The organism is Pseudanabaena sp. CCNP1317, assembly GCF_034931345.1.
Lineage (GTDB): Bacteria > Cyanobacteriota > Cyanobacteriia > Pseudanabaenales > Pseudanabaenaceae > Pseudanabaena > Pseudanabaena galeata.
Genome location: NZ_JAYGIF010000095.1, coordinates 78834 through 95222, shown reverse-complemented (window position 1 = coordinate 95222; position 16389 = coordinate 78834). Strand labels below are relative to the sequence as shown.

Here is a 16389-nt window from a genome sequence, read left to right as displayed (position 1 = left end):
ACCGCATCTATGCAAAGAATTTTTTGATTGCCTCAGTTACTTCTGGCATCGACGGAGTGCCATCAATTTGAGTAACATGCTTTCCATAAAATTCTAGCAAAGGTCGAGTTTTGGCATTGTACTCTTCCAGCCGATTTTTGATGACTTCCTCGGTATCATCAGCACGTCCTTGATCGATCGCTCTTGCTAACAAGCGATCGACTAAAAACTGATCTGGTACATCTAGATTGACAACCGCATCATAGGGTTGGTTAATCTCCGCTAATAGAGCATCTAGAGCCTCAGCTTGGGTAACTGTGCGCGGAAAGCCATCAAGAATCCAACCAACTTGAGTATCAGGCTGTCTCAAGCGTGACTCAATCACCTCAATTACAACCTCATCAGGCACAAGTCGCCCAGAATCGCTAAAAGACTTAACTTTCAGCCCTAGCTCAGTACCTTGCTTGATTTCAGCGCGAAAAATATCGCCAGGTGCAATTTTTGGCACTTGCCAAGCTTCAGCCAAAATTTCGCCCTGCGTACCTTTACCCGCTCCAGGAGGACCCATCAAAATTACTCTAGGCATTACTGTTTCACCATGCCTTCATAACGTTGAGAAATTACATAGGTTTGAATTTGCTTCGAGGTTTCGATCGCCACACCAACCAAAATTAGTAAAGAAGTTGCACCAATACCACTAAAGGTTGATACACCAGTAGCTTTTTCCAAAGCACTAGGAATAATTGCAATACCGCACAAGAAAATTGAACCAAGCAAAGTCAATCGATTCAAAATACGGCTGATATAATCCGAAGTTGCGGTTCCAGGGCGCACAGTGGGAATACTGCTACCCATCTTCTTGAGGTTCTGTGATAATTCCACAGGATTAAGAACTAAGGTCGAGTAAAAGAAGCTAAATCCTAGAATTAGCAACATATACACAGGAATGTGACCAGCACCACTAGGAGAAATCCAAGTCGCGATCGCCACAAACACCTCATTATTAATGCTTTGGCTGAGATAGGCAGGCAAAATCATCACCGATGAAGCAAAAATAATTGGCATCACACCGCCTTGATTTAAGCGTAATGGCAAGTACGAAGCTTGCTCGCGATAAAGCTTGCGCCCCACTTGTCGGCGTGCTGAAATAATGGGAATCCGCCTTGTTCCTTCCTGAACAAACACAATGCCAATGATCATGACCAAGAAAATAAACAGCAGCAAGATTACGCCACCAACTCGCGAACTGTCCTTCTGAGCAAGGGCGATCGTATCTCCTAAGGAAGATGGCAAATTGGCGACAATACTAATAAAAATCAGTAAAGATGCACCATTACCAACGCCTTTCTCAGTAATCAGTTCACCAGCCCACATCACAAACATTGAGCCAGCCGCCAAAGCTACTGTTGTTTGAAAGATAAAGCTAGACATAATTACGCGACCATCACCAACCGTGATCCAGTTGGAGGTCGCTTCAGAAAGTACGCCAGAGTTCTGCACCCAAACCCCAAGTCCCCAACTTTGGATCACACCCCAAACAAAGGCAACATAGCGGGTGTATTGGGAAATCTTTCTGCGTCCAGCTTCACCTTCATTTTTTTGAAGATTTTCTAAACTTGGGAGCGCCGAAGTCATTAATTGCATAATGATCGAGGCATTGATAAATGGCAGAATCCCAAGGGCAAAAATACCGAGCAGTGACAAGCCACCACCCGAAAAAATATCCAAGAAATTAACTACCGCATTATTTCTGACAATTTCCGTAAAGCGGAGACGATCAACCCCTGGTAATGGCAAATAGATGCCAAGTCTAACTAATATCAAAACGCCAACAGTAACTAACAAACGACCTCTTAGCCCTGCGGCTTGAGCCATTTGCATAAAAGTTTCTTGTGCTGTCGGGTTCTTTCCTTTACTGACAACCATAACTAAACTTACCTCAAGCTATTGATTGAGTTAGGCAGCGATCGCCTAACCTAAGATATTTAAATATTGTAAAGCGATGTCGAGTCACAAGGGGCTGAAGCCCCTTTTCCAAAAACAACAAAAGAGAATATGTGGCGAAACGCTTAGCGCTCCGCCACATATTCTCTTTTTGACTAGGCAACTTCTACAGTGCCGCCAGCAGCTTCGATTTTAGCCTTGGCAGAGGTGGTAATCGAATGAGCACGAACCGTCAGTGCTACACTCACCTCACCTCTACCCAATACGCGCAATACACCATCATTTTGAGTAATAATGCCTGCGTCCATCAAGGATTCAAGGGTTACTACCGTATCTTTAGGTAATTCGCTTAATTGATCAAGATTAACAATTGTGAAATGTTTGGGGTTAACAATTGTGAAATGCTTAAGTTTGGGTACTCGTCTGTAAAGGGGGATCTGACCACCTTCAAAGCCAGGTCTGGTGGGACGACCTGAACGAGATTTTTGACCACGCATACCGAAACCACCGCTAGCACCTTGCCCTGCGGCAATACCACGTCCTAAACGACGCTTGCGATGCTGTGAGCCTTCTTGAGGCTGAAGATCGTCAATTCTCATAGTTTTTCCTTTTCACTTTTGACAATAACGGCGCGTAGCACCGTTATTGCATTAATTAAATAACTGTTCAAGGGTAATACCACGCGCTCTGGCAACTTCACCAAAGGTACGCAGGGTTGAAAGTGCGTTAATTGCGGCTCGAGCGTTGTTGAGAGGGCTGCTAGAACCGAGTTGCTTAGCCAAAATGTTTTTGACTCCAGCTAGTTCTAGTACAGTTCTGACAGCGCCACCAGCAATTACCCCAGTACCTGGAGAAGCAGGACGAATCATTACTTTCGCACCACCGCCGATCCCATTGGTAGGATGAGGGATGGAATTGCTCTTGGTCAAAGGTACGTCGATCGCGTGCTTTCTAGCATCGGCAACACCTTTTTTGACGGCGTTAATAACATCAGCAGCTTTGCCAACACCAACACCGACTTGACCCTTCTCATTACCGACGACCACGATCGCACGGAAGCTGAGTTTTTTACCGCCCTTGACAACCTTGGTGACGCGACGGATTTGGACTACCCGTTCTTGCCATTCAGATTCTTTCTCAGTACGAGCGCGATCGTTCTTTTTACTATCGCGCTTGCCTTTGCGTTTTTCATCGCGGTTATCGCCACTGTCGCCGCTGCCACTGTCGCGACCACCACCTGGTCTTGATTCTCTATTCTTAGCCATATTTATTTCTATCTACTGATTCACTGCTGGATGATTTAGAAATCGAGACCTGCTTCGCGAGCAGCTTCAGCGAGAGCTTGGACTCTTCCATGATAGAGGTTGCCACCACGGTCGAACACAACCTTGGTAATTCCCTGTGCGATCGCTCTTTCAGCAATCAACGCACCAACCTTAGCCGAAGCTTCAGAATTGGCTGTAGTGCTGACGCTCTCACGAACATCTGATTCGAGGGTTGAAGCAGCAACGAGAGTATGTTGAGCCACATCATCAATTACCTGCGCCACAATATGATTGTTAGAGCGATAAATTGCAAGGCGAGGACGCTCGGGTGTACCTGACATCCCCTTACGAATTCGCTTATGACGGCTTATGGTTGCTTGTCTACGACTATTAGCACTCATGTTTGTTATATATGAAGATTACAAAAATTAAGAAGATCAAATAAAGGAGCTAGAAAAAGCTTAGCTTTACTTCTTACCAGTCTTACCAGCCTTACGTCTGACGAATTCACCGAAGTAACGAATACCCTTGCCTTTGTAGACTTCAGGAGGACGTACAGCGCGGATTTTGGCTGCTAAATTACCAACGATTTCTTTGTCAATACCTTCGACAATAATAAATGTGCCTTGAGGTACTTTCTTGCCAGAGGCATCTTCAACTGCGAGGGAAACTCCTGTAGGAGGAATAATATCAACAGTGTGGCTGTAGCCAACAGTCAGAACAATATTGCTGCCGTTCAAGTTAGCCCGATAACCAACACCTTGAATTTCCAACTTACGCTGAAAGCCAGTGGACACACCTTCGACCATGTTGGCAACGAGGGTGCGGAAAAGTCCGTGCTGTTGCCTTGCAGGACGAGATTCATTGGCCCGATTAACAACTAAGTTGTTTTCTTCTTGCAGAACTTCCACGGTGGGTGGCAACACCCGTTTGAGTTCTCCTTTAGGCCCTTTGACGGTTACCTCTTGCCCAACGATCGAGACCGCAACTTTGGGGGGAAGAGGAATGGGACGTTTTCCAATACGAGACATGTCTGTTTTCCGTTGCTTGTAATGTTATGTGCTGAGTTAACAGCCTGAATTACCAGATCTTGAGGATCTGAATTACCAGATATAGCAAAGGACTTCACCGCCGACACCCTGTTTACGGGCTTCGCGATCGGTCATGATCCCTTTAGAGGTGGAGATGATCGCAATGCCGATCCCACCCAATACACGGGGTAATTCTTTGGAGTTCGAGTAAACCCGTAAACCAGGTTTGCTAACGCGCTTGAGGCGCTTGATAATCGATTGACGATTTTTGCCTTCATACTTGAGGGCGACGACCAAGGCGCGGTCGATGTTTTCGCCTGTTTCTTCAAAATCTGCGATAAAACCTTCTTGTTTCATCACTCGGGCAATGCTCAACGTCATTCTTGTAGCAGGAATGGAAGTTGTCTGGTGCTTTGCAAGTGTTGCATTGCGAATGCGGGTAAGCATGTCCGAGATGGTGTCGTTGGTAGCCATCCTTATCTCCTAATTCGATCTACTTATGATTCTCTAAAGGGCATACCGACTGCTTTCAGGAGCGCACGTCCTTCTTCGTCCGTGTTGGCAGTGGTAATGATGGAAATATCAAGCCCCCGAATTTGCTCAATACTGTCGTAGCTGATTTCGGGGAAGATAAGTTGCTCACGGACACCGAGGGTATAGTTACCACGTCCATCAAAGCTCTTGGGGCTAACACCGCGAAAGTCACGGATGCGAGGCAAGGAGAAATTGATCAGACGATCCAAGAAGTTATTCATCTTGTCGCGGCGTAGAGTGACCATCATGCCGACGGGCATTCCTTGACGCAATTTGAAACCAGCGATCGCTTTTTTAGCTCTAGTTACCACGGGCTTTTGACCAGCGATCGTGGCAATTTCGGTTAAAGACGCTTCTAGGGATTTTGCATTTTGGGCAGCTTCACCTAGACCACGGTTGATCACAACTTTCTCAAATTTTGGAACTTGATGGATGTTGGTGTACTTAAACTGTTCCATTAATTTAGGAACAACTTGTTTGGCATAGACTTCGGCAAACGGTGTTAGCATTTTATCTTCCTCGATGATTTTTCCTGGGCTTGGTCAGGTTGTGCAGAATTATTTCTTTTCAGTCTTAACGGAATCAACGATTTCGCCAGTCTTTTTCAACATTCTTACTTTCTTGCCATCATCCGTAAAGGTATAGCAAGAACGACTAGCGGTCTTTTCCTTTTCGGAATACAACAAAACTTTAGAACTGTGGATCGGGAACTCTCGGGTGATGATTTGTCCAGACTCGCCATCAGCTTGAGGCTTGACATGCTTAGTCTTAACATTCACCCCTTCAACGATGATGGTGCTGTCTTTAGGAAAAACCTGCAACACCTTTGCTACAGTACCTTTAGAGCTTCCTGAAATTACTTGAACCACATCATCTTTTTTGACATGAATCTTAAAAGACTTGCGGTTGCCGCGATAGGCAGGTTTTGACTTGAATGACATTACAGTACCTCTGGCGCTAGGGAGATAATTTTAGTGAAATTTTTATCCCGCAACTCACGCGCAACTGGACCAAATACGCGGGTTCCTTTGGGGTTGCCGTCTTGGTTAATGATTACAGCGGCATTGTCGTCAAAGCGAATTCTCATGCCGCTTTCACGGTTGATGGATGCTTTGGTGCGAACAATCACAGCGCGGACAACATCAGATTTTTTGACTGGCATATTGGGCGCAGCGTCTTTAACAGTAGCGATGATTACATCACCAACTCCGCCAAAGGCGCGATTACCACCAGCTAGGACACGAATACATAGCAGCTTTTTAGCTCCGCTATTATCCGCAACGTTTAGATAAGACTCTTGTTGAATCATGACTTATGCTTCCGAGCTAGATGAGAGAATCTCTACAACTTCCCATCGCTTTGTACGGCTGAGGGGACGGGTTTCCCGAATTTTGACGCGATCGCCTTCACGGGTTTTGTCTTCTTCATCGTGGGCTTTAAACTTAGTCGTTTTGACCACGATTTTTCCATATTTAGGGTGAGAGGTACGATTTTCAACCGCAACTACCACCGTTTTTTGCATTTTGTCGCTGACGACAACGCCAACTTTTTCTTTAACTGCCATTGCTAAAATTCCTATGTTTTGTAAATAGCTTTCTTAAGCTCTGGACTGACGTTCACGTTCGACGGTCATCAGTTGAGACAAACGATGCTTAGCATGTTGGAACTGATGTGGCTTGACAGGTTGTCTAGTAGCCTGCTGGAACCGCAGATCAAATAGCTCTTTCTTGACGGTCAAGATTTGAGCTTGCAACTCATCATCAGATAGCTCTCTAGTTTCTTGGACTTTTGGGAGTGCCATATCTTTACTCCTTCTCACGGATAACAAATCTGGTTTTGATCGGCATTTTAGCTGCGGCAAGACGGATAGCCTCTCTTGCAGTTTCTTCGGCGACACCAGCAACTTCAAACATGATGCGACCAGGCTTGACCACTGATACCCAAAATTCGGGAGCACCTTTACCAGAACCCATACGGGTTTCAGCAGGACGCATTGTTACGGGCTTGTCTGGGAAAATGCGAATCCAAATCTTGCCACCGCGACGGATGTAGCGGTTCATGGCTCGACGGGCTGCTTCAATTTGACGGGCGGTAATCCACGAAGGTTCTAAAGCCTGCATGGCATAATCACCAAAGTTGATTTCAGTTCCTCTGGTAGCAGGACCTGCCATCCGACCGCGTTGCTGCTTACGAAATTTTGTACGTTTAGGACTTAACATGGTTCAAAACTTAAGGGTGACAGAAATTTATCCTTCAGCGCTCGAACGATCCTCAAACTGAGGACGACGTTGCTGGCGACGACGGGGTTGAGCGGCTGGAGCAGGAGCTTCTTCGCCTTGAATGATTTCGCCTTTAAAGATCCAGACTTTGATGCCAATGACGCCATAAATAGTTCTGGAAGTTTTGTAGCTATAGTCGATATCTGCACGCAATGTATGCAGAGGAACACGACCTTCACGAACCCATTCAGTTCTCGCAATTTCAGCACCGTTAAGACGACCACTGATTTGCACCTTGATACCTTCGATGCCTGCACGCTGCGCTCTTTGAATAGCTTGACGAACAACACGACGGAAGGAAACACGACGTTCGATTTGCTGAGCGATGTATTCAGCGATGAGAGGCGCTTCCGCATCAACTCTGGCTACTTCGGTGACATTAATCCGAACTTGGCTAGTACCTGTCTTTTTCAGAGAACCATCTTGCTCGAGATACTTAACTAGTCCGACGCGCAATTGCTCGATACCAGCGCCACCACGACCAACAACAACTCCAGGACGAGCTGTGCGAATTTCGAGATCTACTTGATCAGCTTTGCGATCAATCAAGATTTCTGCGATACCAGCATTACTCAAAGTTTTTTCAATAAACTTACGGATTTTGCTATCTTCTTCAGCCAAGACACCGTAGCGATTGACATCAGCGTACCAACGAGAAAGATGGGACTTGGTGATGCCGAGGCGTAACCCTGTTGGGTGAATCTTCTGACCCATACCTATTCTTCCTCCGATGGTTTGACGGTGATCGTAATGTGGCACGTTGGCTTACAGATTTGGTAAGCACGACCTTGAGCGCGGGGACGGAAGCGTTTGAGGCTAGGTCCCATATCGGCAAAGGCTTGGTTAACTACTAGGGATGCAGGATCTAGTCCTGCGTTATGTTCAGCATTAGCTACAGCAGAACGCAATACTTTCGTAATTGGTTCGCAGGAGCGATAAGGCATGAACTCAAGAATCATCAATGCTTCGCGGTAGCTACGACCACGGATTTGGTCTAGTACTCGACGCACCTTATGGGGTGACATCCGAATATATTTGGCTACGGCAGGGATTTCGTTTTGGGCGAGGATCATTTTTAACTACCTGTCTACCTATCTCTTAGCCTTTTTGTCGCTCTTGGCATGACCGCGGAAGGTGCGAGTAGGGGCAAACTCACCGAGTTTGTGTCCTACCATTTGCTCCGTGACATATACAGGAACGTGCTGTTTTCCGTTGTGACAAGCAATGGTATGCCCGATCATTTGAGGAAGAATGGTGGAAGCGCGTGACCATGTTTTGATAACTTGCTTTTCGCCTTTGGCGTTGAGCTTTTCAATTTTGGTCAATAAGTGATCGGCAACAAAGGGACCTTTTTTTAGCGATCGCGTCATAATTTTTATTCTCTGTAAAAACTTTGGATATATATTTCCCCGCTACGCGGGGAAATATATGGTTAAGCGTTACGTCCGCCCTTACCGCGCTTCGAGGACTTGCGACGGCGACGAACAATCAAGGCATCACTAAGTTTGCCCTTCTTGCGAGTCTTGTAACCCAAGGTTGGTTTACCCCAAGGTGTAACAGGTCCACTGCGACCAATGGGGGCGCAACCTTCACCACCACCATGGGGGTGATCGACGGGGTTCATGACCATACCACGGACTTTAGGACGACGATTCAACCAACGGCTGCGACCTGCTTTACCAAGACTGGTGTTGCTGTGATCGAGGTTGCCCACTTGTCCGATGGTGGCGAAACAATCTTTGCGAATCAAACGAACTTCACTAGAAGGAAGCTTGAGTGTGACGAAATCGCCTTCCTTAGCTGCAATTTGAGCGCCAGCACCAGCTGATCGCACAATTTGTCCACCCTTTCCAGGGACGAGTTCCACATTGTGAACAATCGTACCAAGAGGGATGTTTACCAATGGCATCGCGTTACCGATTTCAAAAGGCACATTGCTTGTACCTGCTTGAATCTTGTTGCCAACAGCGATTCCCTTTGGAGCAAGGATGTATCTCTTTTCGCCGTCTTCGTATTGCAACAGTGCAATACGAGAAGTGCGGTTGGGATCATACTCGATCGCAATTACTTCGGCGATAATGTCGCGTTTATTGCGTTTGAAATCAATAATCCGATAGAGTCTCTTATGACCACCACCGCGTCTGCGGCTGGTGATAACACCACGGTTATTGCGTCCTCTTTTACGATGGACGTGGCTAGTTAAAGACTTTTCGGGTTCTGACTTAGTGATTTCCGAGAAGTCCGAGACAACAGTTTGTCTGGTACTTGCGGTATACGGTTTATATGCACGAACGCCCATAATTGTCTGGTTTTGTTAAAGAACAGTTCTCTGGTTTTTTTAAGCTAGTGCTTATACATCGGGGAACAAATCAATTTTGCTGCCTTCGGCAAGGGTGACGATCGCTCTTTTGATTTGAGCACGTTTGCCTGCAAACTTACCAATCCGACGCGCTTGTGCGGGTGGGTTATGGGTGTTCACTTTTTTGACCGTAACTGAGAAAAGGCTTTCGATAGCTGCCTTAATTTCAGGTTTAGTAGCATCATGAAAAACATCAAATGTATATTTGTTGCTTTCTAGTTGTCGGGTTGCCTTTTCATTGAGCAGAGGGCGACGAATGATATCGGGCAAGCGACGGGGATCGAATTCGGTAGGGATCTTAGCCATGTTGTTTCTTTCTTCTACTTAGATTCCGTTATTCTGCATCTTCGACCGTAACGATCTCTGTTGCTAACTTTGCATCGCCACCATACACTTCATGAATTCTGGCGATCGCCGAGCGAGTTGCCACAATTTTTTCAGCATTCAAAATGTCGAACATGTTTAGCTGATCAGCCGCAAGCAATTGTAGGTTCTGAATATTACGTGCAGAAAGAACAATGTTTTCATCTTTGCGATCGGTGATAATCAGCGTCTTTTTGCCAACAGTCACACCCCAACGTTCAAGTGCTTGACATAGCTCCTTAGTCTTGGGCTGAGTAAGATTTATGGCAAAATCTTCAACGACAATCAAATCTGCTGTACGACCAATGAATGCGGTACGAAGGGCAAGACGACGCTCCTTGCGATTCATCTTGGTTTCGTAATCTCTAGGCTTAGGCCCAAAGATTGCTCCACCACCACGGGTCAAAGGCGATCTTGTCGAACCTTGACGGGCGCGACCTGTACCCTTTTGTCTAAAAGGCTTACGACCACCACCGCGAACTTCAGCGCGAGTCTTGCTGCTGGCTGTGCCTTGACGGGCATTGGCTAACTGTCTGACAAGGGCGCGATGAACTAAACCCTTTGCGCTTGCTTCTTTAGCAACACGCAACTCTAGGCTTACTTCACCAACTTCATTCCCTGTCCAATCTATTACTGTAGGCATAACTTATATTCTCTCGATCTCACGAACAAATTACTTAGTCTTTATTTCGCGCCTTTACTTGCGCCTTTATTTAGCCTTGCCGATAATTACGGTAGGAATGACGTTAAGCAATGCGCCAGGCTTGCCAGGGACTGCTCCTTTAATTAGCAACACATTGTTCGCTGCATCGACTTTGACTATAGTTAGCTTCTTCACGGTGATTTGCTTACCGCCAAGACGACCAGCCATGCGCTTACCAGGATAAACACGACCTGGGGTAGTACCTGCTCCAGTCGAACCAGGTTGTCTGTGGTTCTTAGAACCGTGAGCCATCGGACCGCGACCAAAGTTGTGGCGCTTTTGATAACCAGCGAAACCTTTACCAATGCTAGTTCCAATCACATCAACGATGTCGCCATCCTTGAATTGACTTACGTCTAGAGTCTGACCAATTGTGAAATCGCTAACGTTATCGAGGCGATATTCACGGAGGTGTTTTACAGGCTCAGCACCTGACACTTTCAAATGTCCTAACTCTGGCTTGCTGAGGAGTTTTTCACGAGTCTTACCGTAACCGACTTGAATAGCTTTGTAGCCTTCTTTAGTTTCAGTTTTAACTTGGGTAATTGTACAGGGACCAGCAAGAACAACTGTTACAGGAACAGCGTTGCCATCCGAATCGAATACTTGGGTCATCCCAAGTTTTGTGCCGAGAATTCCGACAGTCATTAAAATTAGCTCCGCTTGCTTGACTTTCAAATTTTCGCGCAGATGTGTTCTGCCGATTTTTGACAGGCTCAAAAGAGATCGGTTTCGATCTTAGTAAGAAGTATGGGTTTTGAAGGCTGTTTAATGGACTTCGAGACGACTTACAGAAGATGTCTAGACTAGATACTAGACGTGAGAAACACAATCTCTTGGGTTGGTTGTTATAGGTTAAAGACTTTTAAGTTTCTTTAGATCGCTATACCAATGCATGACTCAGACTTAAGGAAGTAAGCTCTTGACTTATTTCTCTTAGTTTCTGTTTTTAGTCACGATTAACAATCATAACTCTATGTGAGATATTTTGTCTATGATTTTTAGAAAAAAATTGAAAAACCAACAAAATCACTGCGACGAAGATTTTTGCGCCCGCGTAGCGGGCGCAAAAATCTTCGTCGCAGTGATTTAAGTTTTGCTTAGGACATAAAACCAAAAAGATGAGTGGCGGCGCTTCGTGCCGCCACTCATCTTTTTGGTTTTGATTTGTCCTATCTATCTCTTGCGTTGCTATAGGGTTTAATTATGCCTAGCTATTTAGCGGATTGGTATTTAGTAGATTGGAATGATGAAGATTATGAATATGTGCAACGCCTTGAAATTTGCCATAGGATTAGACCAACCAACCAAGACAAGCTTGCTGCCAATGGAACAAATAGGATTCCTCCAACTATTTCGAGGGGAGCGATCGCCCGTAGCACCCAAACATGAACTAGATAAGTAGTAAAGCTTGCCTTAGATAATGTCTTAATATGCGGTTGAATTGCTTGCCAAATTCCAAAAGTGGGAGACGGTAAAAATCTCTGACTCTCACTTTTAGATTCTGGATTTCGCCAAGAAATTGACCATAACAAGAAAGAGAAAGTCAAGAAAAGCACAGTTGGACGGATATAATGACCGACTGCTTCAGCCGATTTTTTGAATATTGCTGTCCAATAGAATTCACTTAATTCCACAGATGCAGCGATCGCAAATAAATATCCCCATGAATGCGATCGCCAATTTGTCACAAATAGACTAGTCCAACCGTGATCTTTAGCTAACCAAATTCCTATTTGAAAGTAGGATAGCCAATAGATTACATGATCGCCGTTGGGCAGAAAGTATGTCATATTTGGTAGCCATCCAAAGATTGCCGATCCCCATCGCAAACTCAACAGAGCAAAAGTAATGAGAATTAATCCAATTAGTCTTTGCTGAGAAAATTTAAGGCGGCGTAGTAATGGATAAACTATGTAGCATTGGAAGATAATTCCAAGGAAATAGAGGTGATAGTCACCCATACCCGTAGAGAGAGCTTGCCAAATCTGTTTTCCTCGCTCTAGCCAATTTGCTGTAAGGAACTGCGATCGCCCGACAATGTTGAATAAAGTAAATAGAAAATAGGGCGGTACAATTCGCCAGAGGCGGCGTTGGATAAATATTTTTAGATTAAATGGGTGATTCTCTTCCGATTTAGCTAGGGCAAAACCTGACAAAATCACAAATAACGGTACGGTAAAGCGACCTACTTGATTAATGATCGTATCAATAAAGATTTCAGGAGTGATAGTAGTTACATCCTTTACTCCAAACCACCAGTGATGAGAAGCATGAATACCAATCACAATAGTGGTGGCGATCGCTCGTAGCAGATCAGAGAGTTCCCAAGTCATAGATAAAAACCAGAAGAATAGAAGTGAAGCAAGACCTTATCATTTGTAGCGGTTTTCAAAGCAGTTTTCAAATGGAAGTATATTCATTTGAAAATTAAAAAATCCATGCCAGTAAGGTTTTTACAGCGCTTGGCGCTAAAATCCAAAATCTTTGGAGGTTTGTTTGACGATCTATAGATATAGGTAAAGATATAGATGAAAAATCGCTCTAATTTCTTAGGAGCATATAGATTTTAGGAGTTTTCAAATCTCCATTTTCAAGGCTTTTTAACAGATTCCCAATACCTTCTTTTCCACTCAGTTGCACTGTTCGCAAGATGACTAAACTATCTTCCAATAAAGTTTCCACATCAATGGATTGATAATTAGGAAGATAGGCTGGTAAACGACTCGTACCTTCACCCAAGAGAATTGCCGCACCATGCCAATTTTGATTTTTGAGATGATATAGACCAACGGCAATTTGCAAAATACCCTGATAAAAAGCCCGATCGCTTTGCCAAGCATCATTCCAAATCGCCTCTAAGGTGTCATGACAAGCATAATAATCACCGCTATTAAACTGAGCGATCGCTTCTTCAAAGGTCATATTCTCAATGCTTTTTATATTAGGTCTATAGTCTGGTGAGAGTCACGCCCCGACTCTTCCATAAATTGCAAAAGGGGCGCTTAGCACCCCTTTTGCAATTTATGGAATGTGATCCAAACAATGATTAGGTAAAAAGGCAGTCCAGCCATTGTCTAATTTGACACGACAGCTAACGCTAATTACCTGCTCAACGACACCTTTATGGTTGGCATACTGTTGACGATTAGCATTTACAACTACGAGATCCCCTACTTTAAAAGTTTTGCTTAGAGATTTATGATCCGCACCTTGTTTTTTATCAGCAACATTGGGAATCGCTGCTTTTTTGAGAGTTGGGGCAGAATGGAAAGTCAAGGAAGCAGATTGCTGTCCATTTACCTGATAGTTGTAGCCACGACCTTGAATAAGCTGCAAACTGCCAATCTGAACATTTGATAGATACTGCACAAAGCGATCAACAGATATTTCCATTGCTTCGGCAATGTCCTCAAACATGACAGGATAACTCCAATAGTTTTCTCCCACTTGTAGGTCAGCTAGCTCTTTCCAAGCTTCAAATAGTTTTTGTCCAAACTGCAATTCTAGATCAGCGTCGCGATCGCTATTGGACTTAGTAACAGAACTTATGGTGCTGTTAGATGTCAGAGTCTCAAGTTTTTTGAGCAAGCTTTCAGCAAGGCGATCGCTGGCTTCAGTTCTTGCTCGAAGATATTCGAGAATCTGCTCAAACAAAGATTCGCTAACATTGACAGTCATAAAACTACTCGCACTAATCGCCTTTAACAACCTATCTGAAAACCTGTTTTTTAGACTCTGAAGTATTGGAAAAATTCAGCTTTTAGACTTTTTAAATATTCTCTAAGTTAACATCAATCAGTTAACACCGAAAATGTTTAAGCACAAAATCTCAAAAGTAATGAAATTTAAAAGCCCCGCTTTTGTGAACAAGATGTCAAGGGCGGAGCTTTGCGCCACCCTTGACATCTTGTTCACTACCTTATAGCAAAGCAAGTTTTGCTTAGGACATAAAACCCAAGAAGACGAGTGGCGGTGCTTCACACCGCCACTCGTCTTCTTGGGTTTTGGTTTGTACTAGTTAACTTTTGCATTGCTATAACTTGATAAACCATCAAGTCCAGCTTGCCAATTTTTGGGTAATGGTTCATTACAAAACTGATGAATTTCGGTAATGCGCTCAAATAGCCAAGGATAACTTTGCCGATAAGCAGGAATTAAACCCAATGGCGACAGCAAAGCTGCCGCAGTCAAATCGGCAACACTAAAGCGATCGCCTACCAGATAGCCATCTTGCCAAAATTCACTGAGCATCGCGATCGCATCGGCAATTTTCTGAGCAGCAATCTTTGCCGAATTAGCATTAATGCCATATTGCGATCGGACTATCGCAATCACAGCTTGACTCATCCAAGAAGGATCGATCTGTTTGCCCTCGTTAGCGCGAAACTGATAGTAAACAAACCGCGCCGCCGTACCAATAAATTCATCAAAATAATCTTCCAATCGTAAAGCCTCTTTTTGTTGCATATCATCTTCCAAATACAGTGGTGGATCAGGTTGATAGGCTTCCAGAAACCGAATAATTTCGGTGGAGTCGGCGACTACGGCAGGACAGTTTTTTTGCTGAGGCAATAGTACAGGTACGGTTTTTGAGCCTGAAAGAGGCTTAACTCTTAAAATATGTAAAGCGGGAGTGAGATTTTCAACCTGATAGAGAATTTGCTTATAGCCAAGAGCCAACCTAGCTTTACGGCAATAGTGGGAAGTACTGAATTGTAATAAAAGCATGGCTTTAAAGCTTTAAAATTGGCAAACTAAACAAATTGGGCGGCTATAGCAAAGCAAGTTTTGCTTAGGACGAAAAACCAGAAGATAAGTGGCGGCGCTTTGCGCCGCCACTTATCTTCTGGTTTTTTGGTTTGTACTAGCTGACTCTCGCTTTGCACTAAAATCCAAAACATAGTTGGTGAGCTTAGCTCTCCAACTATGTTTTGGATTTTAGTGCAAAAAAGTAGTAAATCATATGGTATAGTCTCGACTAAATTTTTATGGTCTTCGGTGCTGTCGCCTATGCAAGCCAATCCAGTCTTTAAACCTACAACTTCTCAATCTGGTTATCAGACCGCCCAATCTGGTTATCAAGCCTCAGTACCTGTGACTGTGTATCGAGAACTGGCTGCGGAGTTGCAATCTACTCAAGCAAAGCTCTCATTTTTTCAGTTGCAAAATGAGCAACTAACTAAGCAAAATCAAATGCTCTTGCAAGAGTTTGAAGCGATCGCCCAATCTACTGATCGAGTTCAAGCAATTCTCACCCAGTCTAATTTACCTGATTCCAAGCTAACTGATGTGTTAGCAGGTATCCGTGCTTCTTCACAAATTAATACTGCACCATCCAGAAGTAATCCTCAACCTCAAGGTCGTCCTCCTGCCGCTAAGCCGCGCTCTGTAGAAAAGCCCACACAGGTTAGTCCTCGTAAAGTTGCTGTGCAGCAAACAACCAACGCTATCCAAGAAGCAATTTCTAGGGCGAGGCAACTTGCTACTGAGCCAGTACAACCCATTGATAGCGATTCAATGTCTAGTGAAGCTTTATATTACGATAGTTCTTTTGCAGCCTTTGAAGCCCCTGCTCCTACATCGACCCCAAAAACAAAGGTATTGCCTAAGTTAGAAATTCGTGAAGAAATATCTTCTCGACCTCTTCGCACTGAGTCGATGGAGGAGGCAAATGAGTCTACAGGCTTAAGTGGTTGGGTCTTAACTGCAACGATCATAGCGATCGTGCTAACTTCGTTTGGCGCTGGTTATTTGCTGATGCGTCCATTTGTAAAGTAAAAACTAAGCAATTATAGCTGCCGTCGATTGTGTTAGGACAAAAGCAAAACCCAAGAAGAGAATGGCGGCGCGAAGCGCCGCCATTCTCTTCTTGGGTTTTATGTCCTCATACACTTGGCGACAGCTATAAAAAAGGAGCTTTGCTCCTTTT

At 44.5% G+C, this 16389-nt stretch carries 25 protein-coding genes; 1 reads left to right on the top strand and 24 read right to left on the bottom strand.

The genetic code is table 11. The features are described 5' to 3' along the window. Positions 1-7 precede the first annotated feature (7 nt). The 24 genes from VB775_RS16265 to VB775_RS16150 all read right to left on the bottom strand — a co-directional run bounded on the left by VB775_RS16265 (position 8) and on the right by VB775_RS16150 (position 15188). On the bottom strand, positions 8-565 hold the full coding sequence (locus tag VB775_RS16265; RefSeq protein ID WP_281007690.1) for an adenylate kinase: 558 nt from the start codon (positions 563-565) through the stop codon (positions 8-10). After that, entirely contained in the window at positions 565-1905 is a 1341-nt protein-coding gene (secY, locus tag VB775_RS16260) for a preprotein translocase subunit SecY (RefSeq protein WP_094530989.1), read from the bottom strand. Before secY ends, VB775_RS16265 begins: the two co-directional genes overlap by 1 nt. A 173-nt stretch (positions 1906-2078) precedes the next feature. Next, positions 2079-2522, bottom strand: coding sequence for a 50S ribosomal protein L15 (gene rplO / locus VB775_RS16255; RefSeq protein WP_281007691.1), 444 nt, complete (start codon positions 2520-2522; stop codon positions 2079-2081). Positions 2523-2573: 51 nt separating this feature from the next. Continuing rightward, positions 2574-3188, bottom strand: coding sequence for a 30S ribosomal protein S5 (rpsE, locus tag VB775_RS16250; protein WP_094530985.1), 615 nt, complete (start codon positions 3186-3188; stop codon positions 2574-2576). Positions 3189-3223: 35 nt separating this feature from the next. Then, on the bottom strand, positions 3224-3589 hold the full coding sequence (rplR, locus tag VB775_RS16245; protein WP_281007692.1) for a 50S ribosomal protein L18: 366 nt from the start codon (positions 3587-3589) through the stop codon (positions 3224-3226). Between the two features lie 66 nt (positions 3590-3655). After that, positions 3656-4219: a 50S ribosomal protein L6 gene (gene rplF / locus VB775_RS16240; protein WP_281007693.1), complete on the bottom strand. Its 564-nt coding sequence runs from the start codon at positions 4217-4219 to the stop codon at positions 3656-3658. Positions 4220-4291: 72 nt separating this feature from the next. After that, positions 4292-4693, bottom strand: a complete 402-nt coding sequence (gene rpsH / locus VB775_RS16235; RefSeq protein ID WP_103667427.1) for a 30S ribosomal protein S8 — start codon at positions 4691-4693, stop codon at positions 4292-4294. A 23-nt stretch (positions 4694-4716) separates the two neighbouring features. Beyond that, entirely contained in the window at positions 4717-5262 is a 546-nt protein-coding gene (gene rplE / locus VB775_RS16230) for a 50S ribosomal protein L5 (RefSeq protein ID WP_281007694.1), read from the bottom strand. Positions 5263-5310: 48 nt separating this feature from the next. Next, positions 5311-5694, bottom strand: coding sequence for a 50S ribosomal protein L24 (gene rplX / locus VB775_RS16225; protein WP_094530974.1), 384 nt, complete (start codon positions 5692-5694; stop codon positions 5311-5313). Beyond that, positions 5694-6062: a 50S ribosomal protein L14 gene (gene rplN / locus VB775_RS16220; protein WP_009625480.1), complete on the bottom strand. Its 369-nt coding sequence runs from the start codon at positions 6060-6062 to the stop codon at positions 5694-5696. Before rplN ends, rplX begins: the two co-directional genes overlap by 1 nt. Positions 6063-6065: 3 nt before the next feature. After that, the gene (gene rpsQ / locus VB775_RS16215; RefSeq protein ID WP_094530969.1) at positions 6066-6317 is read right to left on the bottom strand and encodes a 30S ribosomal protein S17; all 252 of its coding nucleotides are present in this window, start codon (positions 6315-6317) and stop codon (positions 6066-6068) included. Positions 6318-6350: 33 nt separating this feature from the next. Continuing rightward, entirely contained in the window at positions 6351-6554 is a 204-nt protein-coding gene (gene rpmC / locus VB775_RS16210) for a 50S ribosomal protein L29 (protein ID WP_281007695.1), read from the bottom strand. A gap of 4 nt (positions 6555-6558) precedes the next feature. Continuing rightward, a complete protein-coding gene (rplP, locus tag VB775_RS16205; protein WP_094530965.1) occupies positions 6559-6972 on the bottom strand; it encodes a 50S ribosomal protein L16 in 414 nt (137 codons plus the stop codon). Between the two features lie 27 nt (positions 6973-6999). Then, on the bottom strand, positions 7000-7746 hold the full coding sequence (rpsC, locus tag VB775_RS16200; protein ID WP_281007696.1) for a 30S ribosomal protein S3: 747 nt from the start codon (positions 7744-7746) through the stop codon (positions 7000-7002). Between the two features lie 2 nt (positions 7747-7748). Continuing rightward, positions 7749-8105, bottom strand: coding sequence for a 50S ribosomal protein L22 (rplV, locus tag VB775_RS16195; protein WP_281007697.1), 357 nt, complete (start codon positions 8103-8105; stop codon positions 7749-7751). Positions 8106-8123: 18 nt separating this feature from the next. Continuing rightward, positions 8124-8402: a 30S ribosomal protein S19 gene (gene rpsS, locus VB775_RS16190; RefSeq protein ID WP_190352277.1), complete on the bottom strand. Its 279-nt coding sequence runs from the start codon at positions 8400-8402 to the stop codon at positions 8124-8126. Between the two features lie 62 nt (positions 8403-8464). Continuing rightward, entirely contained in the window at positions 8465-9331 is an 867-nt protein-coding gene (rplB, locus tag VB775_RS16185; RefSeq protein WP_094530958.1) for a 50S ribosomal protein L2, read from the bottom strand. A gap of 51 nt (positions 9332-9382) precedes the next feature. Continuing rightward, positions 9383-9697 carry a 50S ribosomal protein L23 gene (locus VB775_RS16180; protein ID WP_094530955.1) on the bottom strand — a complete coding sequence of 105 codons (315 nt, stop codon included), beginning with the start codon at positions 9695-9697 and terminating at the stop codon, positions 9383-9385. A 28-nt stretch (positions 9698-9725) separates the two neighbouring features. Then, positions 9726-10397: a 50S ribosomal protein L4 gene (gene rplD / locus VB775_RS16175; protein ID WP_281007698.1), complete on the bottom strand. Its 672-nt coding sequence runs from the start codon at positions 10395-10397 to the stop codon at positions 9726-9728. Between the two features lie 66 nt (positions 10398-10463). Beyond that, a complete protein-coding gene (gene rplC, locus VB775_RS16170) occupies positions 10464-11105 on the bottom strand; it encodes a 50S ribosomal protein L3 (RefSeq protein WP_281007699.1) in 642 nt (213 codons plus the stop codon). 608 nt (positions 11106-11713) lie between these two features. Next, positions 11714-12793 carry an acyltransferase gene (locus VB775_RS16165; protein ID WP_281007700.1) on the bottom strand — a complete coding sequence of 360 codons (1080 nt, stop codon included), beginning with the start codon at positions 12791-12793 and terminating at the stop codon, positions 11714-11716. A 208-nt stretch (positions 12794-13001) separates the two neighbouring features. Then, a complete protein-coding gene (locus tag VB775_RS16160; RefSeq protein ID WP_281007701.1) occupies positions 13002-13382 on the bottom strand; it encodes a DUF309 domain-containing protein in 381 nt (126 codons plus the stop codon). Positions 13383-13481: 99 nt separating this feature from the next. Next, positions 13482-14138 carry a hypothetical protein gene (locus VB775_RS16155; RefSeq protein ID WP_281007702.1) on the bottom strand — a complete coding sequence of 219 codons (657 nt, stop codon included), beginning with the start codon at positions 14136-14138 and terminating at the stop codon, positions 13482-13484. A 336-nt stretch (positions 14139-14474) separates the two neighbouring features. Then, a complete protein-coding gene (locus VB775_RS16150) occupies positions 14475-15188 on the bottom strand; it encodes a glutathione S-transferase family protein (RefSeq protein ID WP_281007703.1) in 714 nt (237 codons plus the stop codon). Positions 15189-15470: 282 nt separating this feature from the next. Here VB775_RS16150 and VB775_RS16145 point away from each other — a divergent pair, with 282 nt between their 5' ends. Beyond that, a complete protein-coding gene (locus VB775_RS16145) occupies positions 15471-16238 on the top strand; it encodes a hypothetical protein (protein ID WP_281007704.1) in 768 nt (255 codons plus the stop codon). Positions 16239-16389 lie beyond the last annotated feature (151 nt).